This is a genomic window from Nocardia pseudovaccinii NBRC 100343, from assembly GCF_001613225.1.
Classification (GTDB): domain Bacteria; phylum Actinomycetota; class Actinomycetes; order Mycobacteriales; family Mycobacteriaceae; genus Nocardia; species Nocardia pseudovaccinii.
Genome location: NZ_BDBY01000301.1, coordinates 1 through 12,291, shown reverse-complemented (window position 1 = coordinate 12,291; position 12,291 = coordinate 1). Strand labels below are relative to the sequence as shown.

General features: G+C 64.7%; 13 protein-coding genes. 5 read left to right on the top strand and 8 right to left on the bottom strand.

Features of this window, described 5'->3' with window-relative positions; all coding sequences use genetic code 11:
• The 5 genes from NP3_RS35550 to NP3_RS35530 form a co-directional block, all read right to left on the bottom strand.
• Positions 1–1,175, bottom strand: a 1,175-nt coding sequence (locus NP3_RS35550) for an NADH-quinone oxidoreductase subunit D (protein ID WP_063046109.1), incomplete at its 3' end; no start/stop codon positions are given.
• Positions 1,175–1,945, bottom strand: coding sequence for an NADH-quinone oxidoreductase subunit C (locus NP3_RS35545; RefSeq protein ID WP_063046108.1), 771 nt, complete (start codon positions 1,943–1,945; stop codon positions 1,175–1,177). The genes NP3_RS35550 and NP3_RS35545, both read right to left, overlap by 1 nt.
• Positions 1,942–2,496 (bottom strand): NuoB/complex I 20 kDa subunit family protein, encoded by a 555-nt coding sequence (locus NP3_RS35540; protein WP_040690435.1) that lies wholly within the window; start codon positions 2,494–2,496, stop codon positions 1,942–1,944. Before NP3_RS35540 ends, NP3_RS35545 begins: the two co-directional genes overlap by 4 nt.
• A gap of 77 nt (positions 2,497–2,573) precedes the next feature.
• The gene (locus NP3_RS35535; protein ID WP_371856371.1) at positions 2,574–2,942 is read right to left on the bottom strand and encodes an NADH-quinone oxidoreductase subunit A; all 369 of its coding nucleotides are present in this window, start codon (positions 2,940–2,942) and stop codon (positions 2,574–2,576) included.
• A 434-nt stretch (positions 2,943–3,376) separates the two neighbouring features.
• Complete coding sequence (locus tag NP3_RS35530) at positions 3,377–3,787, bottom strand: Rv3143 family two-component system response regulator (protein WP_063046111.1); 411 nt, start codon at positions 3,785–3,787, stop codon at positions 3,377–3,379.
• Positions 3,788–3,941: 154 nt separating this feature from the next.
• Here NP3_RS35530 and NP3_RS35525 point away from each other — a divergent pair, with 154 nt between their 5' ends.
• From NP3_RS35525 to NP3_RS48445, 3 genes are read left to right on the top strand one after another with little or no spacing between them, the layout of a single operon-like run.
• Positions 3,942–5,483 (top strand): hypothetical protein, encoded by a 1,542-nt coding sequence (locus tag NP3_RS35525; RefSeq protein ID WP_063046107.1) that lies wholly within the window; start codon positions 3,942–3,944, stop codon positions 5,481–5,483.
• A gap of 3 nt (positions 5,484–5,486) precedes the next feature.
• Positions 5,487–5,930, top strand: coding sequence for a hypothetical protein (locus NP3_RS35520; RefSeq protein ID WP_063046106.1), 444 nt, complete (start codon positions 5,487–5,489; stop codon positions 5,928–5,930).
• Positions 5,927–7,342, top strand: coding sequence for an FHA domain-containing protein (locus tag NP3_RS48445; protein WP_063046105.1), 1,416 nt, complete (start codon positions 5,927–5,929; stop codon positions 7,340–7,342). Before NP3_RS35520 ends, NP3_RS48445 begins: the two co-directional genes overlap by 4 nt.
• A gap of 6 nt (positions 7,343–7,348) precedes the next feature.
• On the opposite strand, the gene NP3_RS35510 is transcribed toward NP3_RS48445, so the two are convergent.
• From NP3_RS35510 to NP3_RS35500, 3 genes are all read right to left on the bottom strand, one after another.
• Complete coding sequence (locus NP3_RS35510; protein ID WP_084509429.1) at positions 7,349–8,146, bottom strand: LysR substrate-binding domain-containing protein; 798 nt, start codon at positions 8,144–8,146, stop codon at positions 7,349–7,351.
• 231 nt (positions 8,147–8,377) lie between these two features.
• Positions 8,378–9,235, bottom strand: coding sequence for a class I SAM-dependent methyltransferase (locus NP3_RS35505; protein WP_063046103.1), 858 nt, complete (start codon positions 9,233–9,235; stop codon positions 8,378–8,380).
• A 271-nt stretch (positions 9,236–9,506) separates the two neighbouring features.
• Positions 9,507–10,373, bottom strand: a complete 867-nt coding sequence (locus NP3_RS35500) for a LysR family transcriptional regulator (protein WP_245721242.1) — start codon at positions 10,371–10,373, stop codon at positions 9,507–9,509.
• Between the two features lie 236 nt (positions 10,374–10,609).
• On the opposite strand from NP3_RS35500, the gene NP3_RS35495 reads away from it, so the two are divergent.
• A complete protein-coding gene (locus NP3_RS35495) occupies positions 10,610–12,052 on the top strand; it encodes a form I ribulose bisphosphate carboxylase large subunit (RefSeq protein ID WP_063046110.1) in 1,443 nt (480 codons plus the stop codon).
• Positions 12,053–12,069: 17 nt separating this feature from the next.
• Positions 12,070–12,291: ribulose bisphosphate carboxylase small subunit (locus tag NP3_RS35490; RefSeq protein WP_169814634.1), on the top strand; the 222-nt coding region annotated here is incomplete at its 3' end.

The following is a 12,291-nucleotide window of genomic DNA, read 5'->3' as shown; positions in this document are numbered from 1 at the left end:
ATGTGCACACCGAGTTCGCCACGCGGCGACTCCACCGCCACATACACCTGCCCCGCCGGGACCCGAATGCCCTCGGTGACGAGTTTGAAGTGGTGGATGAGCCCCTCCATGGACGTGCCCATGATGCGGCCGATGTGCTTGGGGGAGTTGCCGAGCCCGTCCGGACCCAGCTGCAGATCGGCAGGCCAGGCGAGCTTCTTGTCGTCCACCATCACCGGACCCGGCCGCAATTTGTCCAGGCACTGCTCGACGATCTTGAGCGACTCCTTCATCTCCGCGACCCGAATCCAATAGCGGCCGTAACAGTCACAGCCGGTGGTCGTGGGCACATCGAATTCGTAGTTCTGGTAACCGCAATACGGCGCTGCCTTGCGCAGATCGTGCGGCAGACCCGTCGAACGCAGCACCGGACCGGTGATACCGAGTGCCATGCAGCCCGCGAGATCCAGGTAGCCGATGTTCTGGGTGCGGGCCTTCCAGATCGGGTTCTGGGTGAGCAGATGATCCATATCGCGCAGCCGCTTGGGCAACAGCTTCAGCAGCTCACCGACCTTGGTGACCCCGTCGTCGGGCAGATCCTGGGCCAGACCGCCGGGCCGGATGTACGCGTGATTCATGCGCAGTCCGGTGATGGTCTCGAAGACATCCAGGATCAGTTCGCGTTCCCGGAAGCCGAACAACATCGGGGTGAGAGCGCCCAGTTCCATTCCACCGGTCGCCAGCGCGACCAAGTGGGAGGAGATCCGGTTGAGCTCCATGAGCATGACGCGCACGATGGTGGCGCGTTCGGGAATCTGGTCCTCGATATCGAGCAGCCGCTCGACGCCGAGGCAGTACGCCGTTTCGTTGAAGAACGGGGACAGATAGTCCATCCGGGTGACGAAGGTGGTGCCCTGCGCCCAGTTCCGGAATTCGAGATTCTTCTCGATGCCGGTGTGCAGATAGCCGATGCCACAGCGGGCCTCGGTGACCGTCTCGCCCTCGATTTCCAGGATCAGCCGCAGTACGCCGTGCGTGGACGGATGCTGCGGACCCATATTGACGACGATGCGTTCCTCACCAGCACCGTCGAGGGTTTCGGTGACCGCGTCCCAGTCCTGGCCCGCCACCGTGACCACAGCGGGTTCGGGCCCGGTGTCGTTGTGGACGCCGGGCCGGGTATCGATGTCGTTCATTACTTGTACGCCCTCCGCTCGTCGGGCGGCGGGATACGCGCGCCCTTGTACTCGACCGGGATCCCGCCGAGCGGGTAGTCCTTGCGCTGGGGGTGGCCACGCCAGTCGTCGGGCATGGTGATGCGCGTCAGCGATGGGTGGCCGTCGAAGATGATGCCGAAGAAGTCGTGGGTTTCCCGCTCGTGCCAGTCGGTGGTCGGGTACACGCTGAACAGCGACGGAATATGCGGGTCGGCGTCCGGTGCGGAGACCTCGACGCGCAGGCGCCGGTTGTGGGTGATGGACATGAGGTGATAGACCGCGTGCAATTCGCGGCCCGCGTCCTCCGGGTAGTGCACCCCGTTGACGCCGAGGCAGAGCTCGAAACGCAGTGCGGCGTAGTCGCGTAACGCCTTGGCGACCGTCACCAGACGTTCGCGCCGCACGTGCAGGGTGAGTTCGCCGCGGAAGACGATCACCTTCTCGATGACGGTCTCCCAGCTCGTGCCGACCGCAGCGAGTGCGGCACGCAATTCGGTGACGAGCTCGTCGAAGTAACCGCCATATGGTGCCGGGGTGCTGCCGGGCAGCATCACCGGACGGACCAGACGGCCGTAACCGGAGGTGTCGCCGGAGCCGGTGACTCCGAACATGCCGCGGCGCACGCCGATCACCTCGGCCGACGGCGAATCCGCTTCCGGCGGTGTGCCTTCCGGACCCGCAGTGGCCGCGGCGTCGACGAAATCCTGCGGGGTCCCGGTTTCGGTATTTTCGGGGGAGTCGAAGGTCATCGCAGCAGACCCTCCATCCGGATGGTCGGCGTGGACGCCAGCGCCGCCGCTTCGGCGGCACGGATGGCCTCCTCGCGGTTGACGCCGAGCGGCATCTGCTGAATCTTCGCGTGCAGTGTCAGGATCGCGTTCAACAGCATCTCCGGCCGCGGCGGGCAGCCGGGCAGATAGATATCGACCGGGACCACATGGTCCACACCCTGCACGATGGCGTAGTTGTTGAACATGCCGCCGGAGGACGCGCAAACGCCCATGGCCAGCACCCATTTCGGTTCGGTCATCTGGTCGTATACCTGACGCAGCACCGGCGCCATCTTCTGGCTGACCCGGCCCGCGACGATCATCAGATCGGCCTGCCGCGGTGAGGCGCGGAACGCCTCCATTCCGAAGCGGGCGATATCGAAACGTCCTGCGCCGGTGGCCATCATCTCGATGGCGCAGCAGGCCAGCCCGAAGGTGGCCGGCCACAGCGAGCCCTTGCGCAGATATCCGGCGAAATCTTCTACCGTGCTCAGCAGAAAGCCGCTGGGCAGTTTTTCCTCGAGACCCATGTTCGACTAACTCTCACTTCCACTGTGCGTACGGCCCGACGCGGCGAAATGCCTTGTGGGCCAGTGCGTATGGGCGATCAGTCCCAGCTGAGACCGCCGCGGCGCCATTCGTAGGCGTAGGCCACCGAGACGTTGAAGATGAACAGCGCCATCGCGGCGAGACCGAAGAGACCGAGCGCATCGAAGTGGACAGCCCACGGGTAGAGGAACACGATCTCGATATCGAAGATGATGAACAGCATGGCGGTGAGGTAGTACTTCACCGGAAAGCGCTGTCCGGTAACGTTTCCCGGCCCACCCGCGACGGCGTGCGGTGTCGGTTCGATGCCGCACTCGTAGGCCTCCTGTTTGGCCCGGTTGTAGCGCTTGGGGCCGACGAGGGCCGAGAGGATGACGGAGAACACCGCGAACGCGGCGGCGACCGCGCCGAGGACCAGAGTGGGCATCTCGATATTCACGACTGCACTTCCCCTCCTTGCGAGCTGTAGCTGGCGGTTGGGCGTCATGTCCCCCGACTGCGGCCCGGGGATGTGATGGTCGGCGCCGGAATCATGACGGCAGCTTCCGAGGCGGGCTGACGTCGTTGTCCGCCTCGGTCAGACTCGCCTCATGGCCTGCTCGCACCGCGCGGGTCTGTCATATCGAGGCCCGCGCTCATGTGAGCTACGGCACAGCCTACAACTGACTCAGCGGTTCGACCGTTTATTCGATTGGGGTCTTTGATCGAAAACGGGACTGCTATTTATGACTGAATCGGGGGTAATCCGGCCCGTCGGATCGTTAAGTGATAGCGATCGTTAAGTGATAGCACTGTCACGTGACATCGAAGTGCCCGCGTCCTGGGGGCGCGGGCACGATGTGACGGATGGGGACGATGAGGTCAGGCTGCCGGTCGATTGTGCAAAACCGTGACAACGGCCTCGGTGAGCCGGATCGGATCGATCGGATGGGCCACGGCGGCCTCGGCGCGCGACCAGTTCGCGAGCCAGGCATCGTCGGGGCGGCCGGTGAGCACCAGAACCGGTGGGCACTGGGCGATCTCGTCCTTGAGCTGTTTGGCGATACCGAGCCCACCCGCCGGAGCGGATTCCCCGTCCAGGATGGCCAGGTCGATACCGCCCGCATCCATCTGCTCGATGACCACGGGCGCGGTCGCCACCTCGAGGTACTCGAAGGCGGGCAGCTCGGGGTGCGGATGTCTGCCCAGTGCCAGCATTACTTGACGCCGGGTATCGGCGTCGTTGCTGTAGACCAGGACCCGCAGTGGGGTGGAACGAATCGCGTCGGCCACGCACGGATGGTACGTCGGGGCGGGGGTGCGGCGTGGCAGGTTGGCGCAGATTGCTCCGCGCGCGTCGCGCTGTCGCCGGTCGGCAGTGCGGAATGCGTGCGGGGGCAAGGTAATCGAAAGCGGTTGCTAAGTTCCGGCCGGTAGCATCCCGAAAATGCGGGGAGATATCACGCGCGAACTCGTCGAAACCGACGTGTGGACCGACGAGATGGTGGGCCAGGCGGGCATTCCGGTGGTGGATGTTCCGTTCGTGACCATCGGCAGCGGGATCGGATCCTTCGTCACCTATGACACCCTGCGGATCTACGGCGTCGCGGCGGCGGCGATGGCGGTGCTCGGGCCGCAGGAGGTGCCGTGGTCATCCTATGAATATCTGACGCGGGTGTCGCAGATTCCACGCGGGGAGCGATTGCGCAGCGACTCGGCGTCGATGCCGGACAATATCTGGGGCTTTCCGTCGTATGCGGTGCGCGAGGCGCTGGCGGAGAAAACGATCCGACCGCTGTGGAATGTATTCACCGAGCCGATCTTCAGCAATTACTACACGCCGAGGGCGGGACAGGCGTTCGTCGCGATGGAACGGGAGTTCCATCGGATCGGATACGCGGGTTCGTTGCATAAAGGGCATGTGCGCATGGTGCGCAAACGCTATGGCGGCGGGTATTTCAGCGTCCTCACCCCGCCCGCCGGTGCGGCTCCGACCAAGCGGATCGCGTTTCGCAGCACGTACGTCCATGTGGGCGTGGGTTATCCGGGGCTGAAGTTGTTGCCGGATCTGCAGGAATATCGGGAGAAGTACCGGGATCCGACGCGCGTGGTCAATGCGTACGAACCGCATGAGCACGTGTATCAGGCACTGCAGCGCAGGCCGGGGAAGGTGATGATCCGCGGCAGCGGAATCGTTGCCAGCCGGGTGTTGCAGCGGCTCATCGATGACCGGGACAAACTGCGGCTGAATACCCAGATCCTGCATCTGTTTCGGCACTATGTGGCCGCCGCGCACGGGCCGAATATTTTCAGTCGACGCAAGGGCGGCGACGGATGGTCATATCAGGGATTCAACTATCCGAAGTCGGTATGGGGCGGCCAGCTCAAGGCGAAAATGCGCACGCTGCAAGGGGAACAGCGCGCGCAGGCCTACCAGGAGATGGGCGGGACCAACACGCCGGTGCGCTCGAATTGGCAGGAGCAGTTGCGGCGCGGGCGTAAGGAGGGGTGGTATCAGGTGATGGCGGGCAGTGCGCGCGATCTGCGGCCCGTGCGGGGGCAGGGCGGAGTGATCACCACGATCGTGCCGGATCCCACGGCGGCGCTGCCGTTTCCGCCGCCGACCCAGCCTTTCGACATTTCGGCCGATTACATAATCGACTGCACCGGGTTGGAGGCCGACGTGCGCGAACATCGGTTGCTGGCGGATCTGCTGGATCATGCCGGTGCCGGTCGTAATCCGGTGGGGCGCATGGATGTGGCGACCACCTTCGAGTTGATCGGCACGCGAAGTGGCAGCGGACGCATCTATGCATCAGGTAGTGCGACGCTGGGTGGACCGTTTCCGGGGGTGGACACCTTCCTGGGGTTGCAGATCGCGGCGCAGGAGATCGCGGACGATCTAGCGGCGCTGGGTTTCTGCCAGCGGATGGGGCCGCTGCGGTCGACTCGGCAATGGTGGTTGTGGGCGACGAACAAGAAGATCTGATCGATGCTGCTTACTCTGAACGGGCGGATTCAGACCCGCATACTCGTGCTCGGCGTTATCGGTTTGCTGGTGGCGGTGATCATTACGCCCGTCTTGCCGACTGGATCGCTGTCGCTCGGCGATGCCTATCGGGTGACGTTGTCGGTGGTGCTTGCGACCGTGCTCGTCGGCGTACTGTGGGAATTGCTCTACCATTTTCTGCAGCAATTCCGGTGGGAGAAGGACTGGCCCACGCTGTTCGGCTTCTGGACGGTGATCAACGAGGCGGCGCTGATGTGGGTCCTCGTAGACCATACGACCATCGTGCTGCCGCGCGCGTTGCATCCGTCGCTGACGGCATTCCTCATCCAGTTCATCGTGACGTGGGTCGTGTTCTGGCTCGTGGTGAACGGGCCGATGCGTGTGGTGTTCCATCGCTGGCGGTTCCAGGGTGGGCGATTCCTGTGAGTCGGCAGCTCGAGGTGCTGCCGGGTGGTACGCATCTGATCGCGAACAGTGGCGGCGTCGTGCTCGTGGTCGCGCACCGTTCGGATATTGCGGCCGATGCCGAATCGCCCGCGGCGCAGACGATGTCGGCGTTGCTCGAGCTGGTGCGAGATGCGGGTGCCTCGGAGATACCGCGCAGCGGACGCATGTTTGCACGACTTGCCACGACCTGGTTGATGAGCCTGGACGACGAGCACCAAGTCGAATTCGGGGTGATCACCCCTGGCGCGACGGGGGTGGCGTTATTTCTGCACGGCGGTGTGACCGCGGTGCTGGAGAGTTCGGATCGCACAGAAGTATTGCGCGGCAAGGATGCCGGATTCACGGTCGATCGCGTGGTGATCCCGGCACCCGAGATCGGGATCGGGCTGTTCGTAGACGAGGACGGGATGACCGAGTCGGCGCTACCGGGTCGCGGTATCGCGGAACTGGGTGAGGGAACGGTGCCCGGTGCCGGGGCGGTGTTGTGGTTGGGGGTGCCTGTGTCAGCTCGTGCACCGGCGGTGCGGAGATCTCTCGACGTCGAGTCGTTGCGAGATGGGGTGCTTCAGGTCGTGGCATCGGCGGAAGGTGTGGAAGCAGCACCGGAGGTCGAACTGCGCGAGTTTCCGAGGCAGCCGGTCGAAATCATCGATCCGGTGATGGTCAGGTCGGAAGGCGAGGTCGAGCCACAGCCGGAAGGCGGTGCTGTGCGCCCGCCGATCGGGGGCGGATCGGCGGGGAAGGCGGCACCATGGGAGCGCGCGTCCGCGATGGGAATGGGAAACCTGCCGCCGAGGAATGCGGTGTCGAGCGTCGGGGAGCGGCGACGAGTCGGCCTGCAGAAGGGTGCGCAGTCTGAGAACGGTGTGGCGGGAGCGCCGCCGAAGCAGTTGGAAAATGGGGTGGCCGGGAGCGGTAGGGCTGTTGTTCGGGGGTTCATGTGTTCGCGGCAGCATCTGAACGATCCGCGGGTGTCGTTCTGCGCGGTGTGTGGGATTCGGATGGATCAGTTGACCTGCGTGTTGACCGAAGGGGTGCGGCCACCGCTTGGGTTGCTCATGCTCGATGACGGGACGTCGTTCGTACTCGATAACGACATCGTCCTCGGGCGGGAACCCGAACTTGCCGAGGCGGTGCGGCGCGGTGCGCGGCCGATCCGGTTGCCGGACAGCTCGGGCGCGATGTCGCGGGCGCATCTGGAGGTTCGGCTGGTCGAATGGGATGTCGCGGTGGTCGACCAGGGGTCGGCCAACGGCACCTACATCCGGATGCCCGGCCACCAGGAATGGCTCCGCGCCATGCCGAACCAGCTGACCACCCTCGCCGCCGGTGCCCAGATCCTGCTCGGCGGCCGCATCCTCACCTTCGACTCCCAGCACAGCCAGTTCTGAAACGCCTTATCGACGGGCGGCTGCCACGCCCGTTTCGATGAACTGCCGAAGCAGGGGCGTTGCGGCTGCCGGGAGGAAGACAAGGTATACCGGGATGGGCGGAGCTCCGGACAGGGGGAGGAACCGAACGGCGGGGTGGTTGCTGCGGCGTGCCGCGGTCTCGGGGACGACCCCGATGCCGCGGTCGGCGGCGACGGTCTCCAACCACTCGTCGTAATTGGTCGTTTCCACGACGGTCCGGGGCCGATGCTCCTGCGCCCACGAGGTGGGGCCGGTGGTGCCGCTGACGATATTGACCACCAGCGGCCAGTCGGCCAGCTCGGTCCACTCCAGTCGCTCGCGCCCGGCCAGCGGGGACCGGGTCGAGCAGGCGGCTACGCGCATCTCGTCGAACAGATGCACGGTATGGGCTCCCCGCGCGGTCACCTTTCCGCGCACCACTGCGATATCGACGCTGCCCTGTGTGACGGCGACCTGCGGGTTGTCACTGCGGACGAGTGTCACCTCGGCCTCGGTGGCCTGGCCGAGTTGGCCCGCCAATGTCTTGTACAGGCGTTGCTTCTCCTCGGTGCTGCGGCCACGCTGGGTGAAAATGTGGATGATCACGGTGCCCTCAGTGCGTTGGAAGCCGAGCCCGGCATCGAGGGCGATGATCTCGTCCGCGTCGTGCTGGGTGATGATCTGGAACCGGTCGCGTTCGGGAATCTTCAGGACGTCGATGAGCGATTGCTGGACGGCGTCCGCGATGGCCCGGACATCCTCGGGTCGGCGGCCACGGATCATATCGATACGTACGAGGGGCATGGCAGAGCTCCTATCGAGTGGTAGTCGCGGCAGCTGGATCGAGTCCCGGCCGGTGTCGTCTGAAACGGCCTGATCCAGGTCCTATCTAGACACTAGGGAGCCGACAGAGCTGGCGGAAATGCCGTTGCGGCTGCGTCTATGCCCCCAGCGCATAGCTCGCGGCGCGCTGCCCGTCAGCCACGAGATGTCACTTGGAACCCCGTGCGGTCCGGAATGAGACGCGTAACCGCACTAGTCACGCTCGAAGCGGACGATTCCGGACCAGGGGTTGCGGCCGGGTTTGCGTGGGTTGGGCTGGGGGAGATAGGTGAATGGGCGCAGGTACCAGGGTGCGCGGTGGAGTTTGCGGGCGTGCACGAGGAGATGTTCGACTTCACGGGGGAGCCAGCCGAGATCTTCGAAGTAGGCGATGCCGTTGCCGGGTTCGAATTCGAGTGGCGCGTTCTCGAACATCGAACTCGAGCGCATGCGATTCATCGACACGGTGACGTCCATGACCCACCAGCGGATCTGCGGCATGGACAGGGCGGCGGCGATGGTGCGGACCGTCTCCTCCTCCAGATACATCAGCAGCCCCTCGGTGAGCGCCAAAGCCTTTGTGGCGGGGGCATTTTCGGGACCGAGCGGGCCGAGTGCCCAGTCCAGGAACTTCGCCAGCGCGGCCGGATCGGCCAAGTCGACGCCACGGCGGATCAGCGTGCAATGGGGCTCCTCATCCGCGAGAGCGGCCTCCTTCTCCGCGGTGAGTGCGGGCAGATCGGCCTCCACCCAGACGAAATCGGCGGGCAAGCCCAGGCGGTAAGGGCGGGTGTCGAGTCCGGCGGCAAGATTGAGCACACGATCGCAGCCCTCGGCGATGGCGGTCGCGATCAGGTCATCGATGATTCTGGTTCGGGTGACGACCGGCCAGCCGTTGCGCATTATCCGCGACGCGGCCGCAACCATGGCATATCCGCGCTCGCCTGCCAGACGCTCGGCGAGCGGATCGTGGAACAGCGCATCTTCGCGTGCGGTCTCTATTGCGCGGTAGGTGGCGACCCAGCGCGCGGTATCGGACACATTCGAAATCAACGCTTCCCCACCAGCCATGCGCGCCAGTCTGGCACAGCGGTGCCTGCCTGCCGGGACAGGGTGCCCCGGTGGCGTGGCGATGTCATCCGATTGAATTCAGGCGGGAATCGGGTCACGTGGAACGGGATATTTCACGGGTTCGTAACAGCGAAACGTGCTGCTGAGCGGCTGTTCGGTCCACAATCAACCCAATGGCGAATTCATCGCCGATCACCTGCGCGATCGATTCGATCGCCAGTCGGGTGGAGTCCGGGTGTCGTGCCCCCCGGGCTCCACCGCCCGGGGGTTTCTAGCCGGGGTCGAAAGCGTGGGGGCCTACTTCGGCTGGATCGAGGATGTGGGCGAGGAAGAGGCGGGTCGTGGGGGTGGGGGTGCGAGTGGTAACGGCGTGCCATGGACGGTCCATGGGGGTGCCGTCGACCGGAAGTACTTGCAGCAGACCTGATTCCAGGTCTTGGGCCAGAGCGTCGGTGTGAATGAGGGTCACGCCCAAGCCTTCACGGGCGGCGGCCAGTACCGCACCGTGGCTGCCCAGGGTGAGGGTGGGCGGGGAGATTTCGAGGCGGTCGATGAGGCTGAGGGTGGCGTCGCGGGTTCCGGAGCCGCGACCGCGTAGCAGCCAGGTGCTGTGCAGCGGATCGGGACAGTCCGGCGCGCCGACGACCACGAGCTGACTGGGGCGACGGGCTCGGATGACCAGCCCGGTGTCGCGCGGTGGGCGGCCCGCGATGACGAGATCCGTTTCGTGGTGGTGCAATTCGAGGAACAGCACATCGCGCGGATGCACCGACAGGCTCAGTTCGATATCCGGATAGCGATTCCGGAATGACGCCAGCGGCCCCAGCAGCACATATTCACCCGCGGTGGCGACCACACCGATCCGCAGCTTGCCGGTTTCGGCCCGGCGCACCGCGGCGTTGGCCTCCTTCATCAGGCCGAGGATGGTGCGGCAGTATTCGGAGTAGATGCGCCCGGCCTCGGTGAGCGCGATACCGCGCCCGGCCTTCGCGATGAGCTTTGCCCCGAGCTGCTTTTCGATGTGCGCGACCGCCGCGGATACGGCGGCCTCGGTGATGTGCAGCTGGGTGGCGGCGCGGCGGATGCTGCCCTGCCGGGCCACGGCCAGGAATGTTTCCATCCTTGCCGCACTCACCATGCCCACAAATCGACGGTATCAAACTCAATGAATCCGTTGAGTATTCCGAGGAACAATCAAATTGTTTGTCATCGACAACGCCGTCATCCTTGAACTCAGTAGGCGTTCACCCCACGTCTCAGGCGCAGCATCCCGCACAACACCCGAGCCGAGGTGTCCTGCTCGATATCCGGGCGCGGGTGCCTCGCGCAACAGTTCCCGAGCGCGGATCACCCGCAAAACCGAGCGGAGCAATGATGACCGACGAAACCGAACCCAACCGCTGGGATCCGGGTGTCCACTCCTATGCCTCGATGGGTTACTACGCCCCGGATTATGTACCCAAAGATACCGATGTCCTCGCCGTCTTCCGGGTGACCCCGCAGAAGGGTGTGGATCCGATCGAAGCCGCGGCCGCCGTCGCGGGCGAATCATCCACTGCCACATGGACTGTCGTATGGACCGACCGTCTCACCGCGCACGACCGCTACCAGGCCAAGTGCTACCGCATCGATGAGGTTCCCGGCCGCCCCGGCGAGTACTTCGCCTATATCGCCTACGATCTCGACCTCTTCGAAGAGGGTTCGATCACCAACCTCACCTCCTCGATCATCGGCAATGTCTTCGGCTTCAAGCCGCTGCTGGCACTGCGCCTGGAGGACATGCGGATTCCGGTGGCCTACGTCAAAACCTTCCAGGGCCCACCGCACGGCACCGTGATGGAACGCGAGTACCTGAACAAATACGGCAGGCCGCTGCTCGGTGCGACGGTGAAGCCGAAACTCGGTCTGTCCGCGCGGAATTACGGCCGGGTGGTCTACGAGGCGTGCAAGGGCGGCCTGGATTTCACCAAGGACGACGAGAACATCAACTCCCAGCCGTTCATGCGATGGCGCGACCGGTATCTGTTCGCCATGGAGGGCGTCAACCGCGCCACGGCCGAAACCGGTGAGATCAAAGGCCACTACCTCAATGTCACCGCGGCGACCATGGAGGATATGTACGAGCGCGCCGAGTTCGCCAAGCAGCTGGGCAGCGTCGTGATCATGATGGACCTGACGGTGGGATTCACCGCCATGCAGTCGATGTCGCACTGGGCGCGGCGTAACGGCGTGCTGCTGCATCTGCATCGGGCCGGGCACTCCACCTACACGCGGCAGAAGACGCACGGCGTGAGCTTCCGGGTACTGGCCAAATGGTGCCGGCTGATCGGCGTCGATCACCTGCACGCGGGCACCGTGGTCGGCAAGCTCGAGGGCGATCCGGCGACCACCAGGGGCTTCTATGACACGTTGCGGGAGAACCACATTCCCACCAACCCGGGCAACGGCATCTTCTTCGACCAGTATTGGGCCAGCCTCGGCGGTGTCATGCCGGTGGCCTCCGGTGGCATCCACGCCGGTCAGATGCACCAGTTGCTGGACCTTTTCGGCGATGACGTGGTCTTGCAATTCGGCGGCGGCACCATCGGACATCCGCTCGGTATAGCGGCAGGCGCGGAGGCGAATCGGGTGGCGTTGGAGGCAGTCGTGAAGGCCCGAAACGAGGGGCGCGATTTGCTGAAGGAAGGTCCGGATGTGCTGCGCAAGGCTGCCGAGAACTGCCGCCCGCTCGATGTCGCGCTCTCGACCTGGGGCGATGTCACCTTCGACTACACCTCCACCGACGCGCCGGATGCCGTGCCGACGGCCAGCCACTGAACGACAGGACTCCGCCCATGTATCTGCGCCACGGAACCTTCTCGTATCTGCCCGAACTCACCGACGCCGAGATCGCGGCTCAGGTGCGTTACTCCCTGCTCAACAACTGGCCGGTGTCCATCGAATACACCGATGATCCGCACCCCCGCAACGCCTATTGGGAGATGTGGGGGCTGCCGCTGTTCGATCTCGACGAGCCAGACGGTGTGCTCGCCGAGATCGACGCATGCCGCAATACC

Excerpts from the sequence above, each read along its gene's own strand:
- NP3_RS35545 (WP_063046108.1), bottom strand. The coding sequence starts at position 1,945 with ATGACCTTCGACTCCCCCGAAAATACCGAAACCGGGACCCCGCAGGAT.
- NP3_RS35540 (WP_040690435.1), bottom strand. The coding sequence starts at position 2,496 with ATGGGTCTCGAGGAAAAACTGCCCAGCGGCTTTCTGCTGAGCACGGTA.
- NP3_RS35535 (WP_371856371.1), bottom strand. The coding sequence starts at position 2,942 with ATGCCCACTCTGGTCCTCGGCGCGGTCGCCGCCGCGTTCGCGGTGTTC.
- NP3_RS35525 (WP_063046107.1), top strand. The coding sequence starts at position 3,942 with ATGCGGGGAGATATCACGCGCGAACTCGTCGAAACCGACGTGTGGACC.
- NP3_RS35520 (WP_063046106.1), top strand. The coding sequence starts at position 5,487 with ATGCTGCTTACTCTGAACGGGCGGATTCAGACCCGCATACTCGTGCTC.
- NP3_RS35510 (WP_084509429.1), bottom strand. The coding sequence starts at position 8,146 with ATGCCCCTCGTACGTATCGATATGATCCGTGGCCGCCGACCCGAGGAT.
- NP3_RS35505 (WP_063046103.1), bottom strand. The coding sequence starts at position 9,235 with ATGGCTGGTGGGGAAGCGTTGATTTCGAATGTGTCCGATACCGCGCGC.
- NP3_RS35500 (WP_245721242.1), bottom strand. The coding sequence starts at position 10,373 with ATGGTGAGTGCGGCAAGGATGGAAACATTCCTGGCCGTGGCCCGGCAG.
- NP3_RS35495 (WP_063046110.1), top strand. The coding sequence starts at position 10,610 with ATGACCGACGAAACCGAACCCAACCGCTGGGATCCGGGTGTCCACTCC.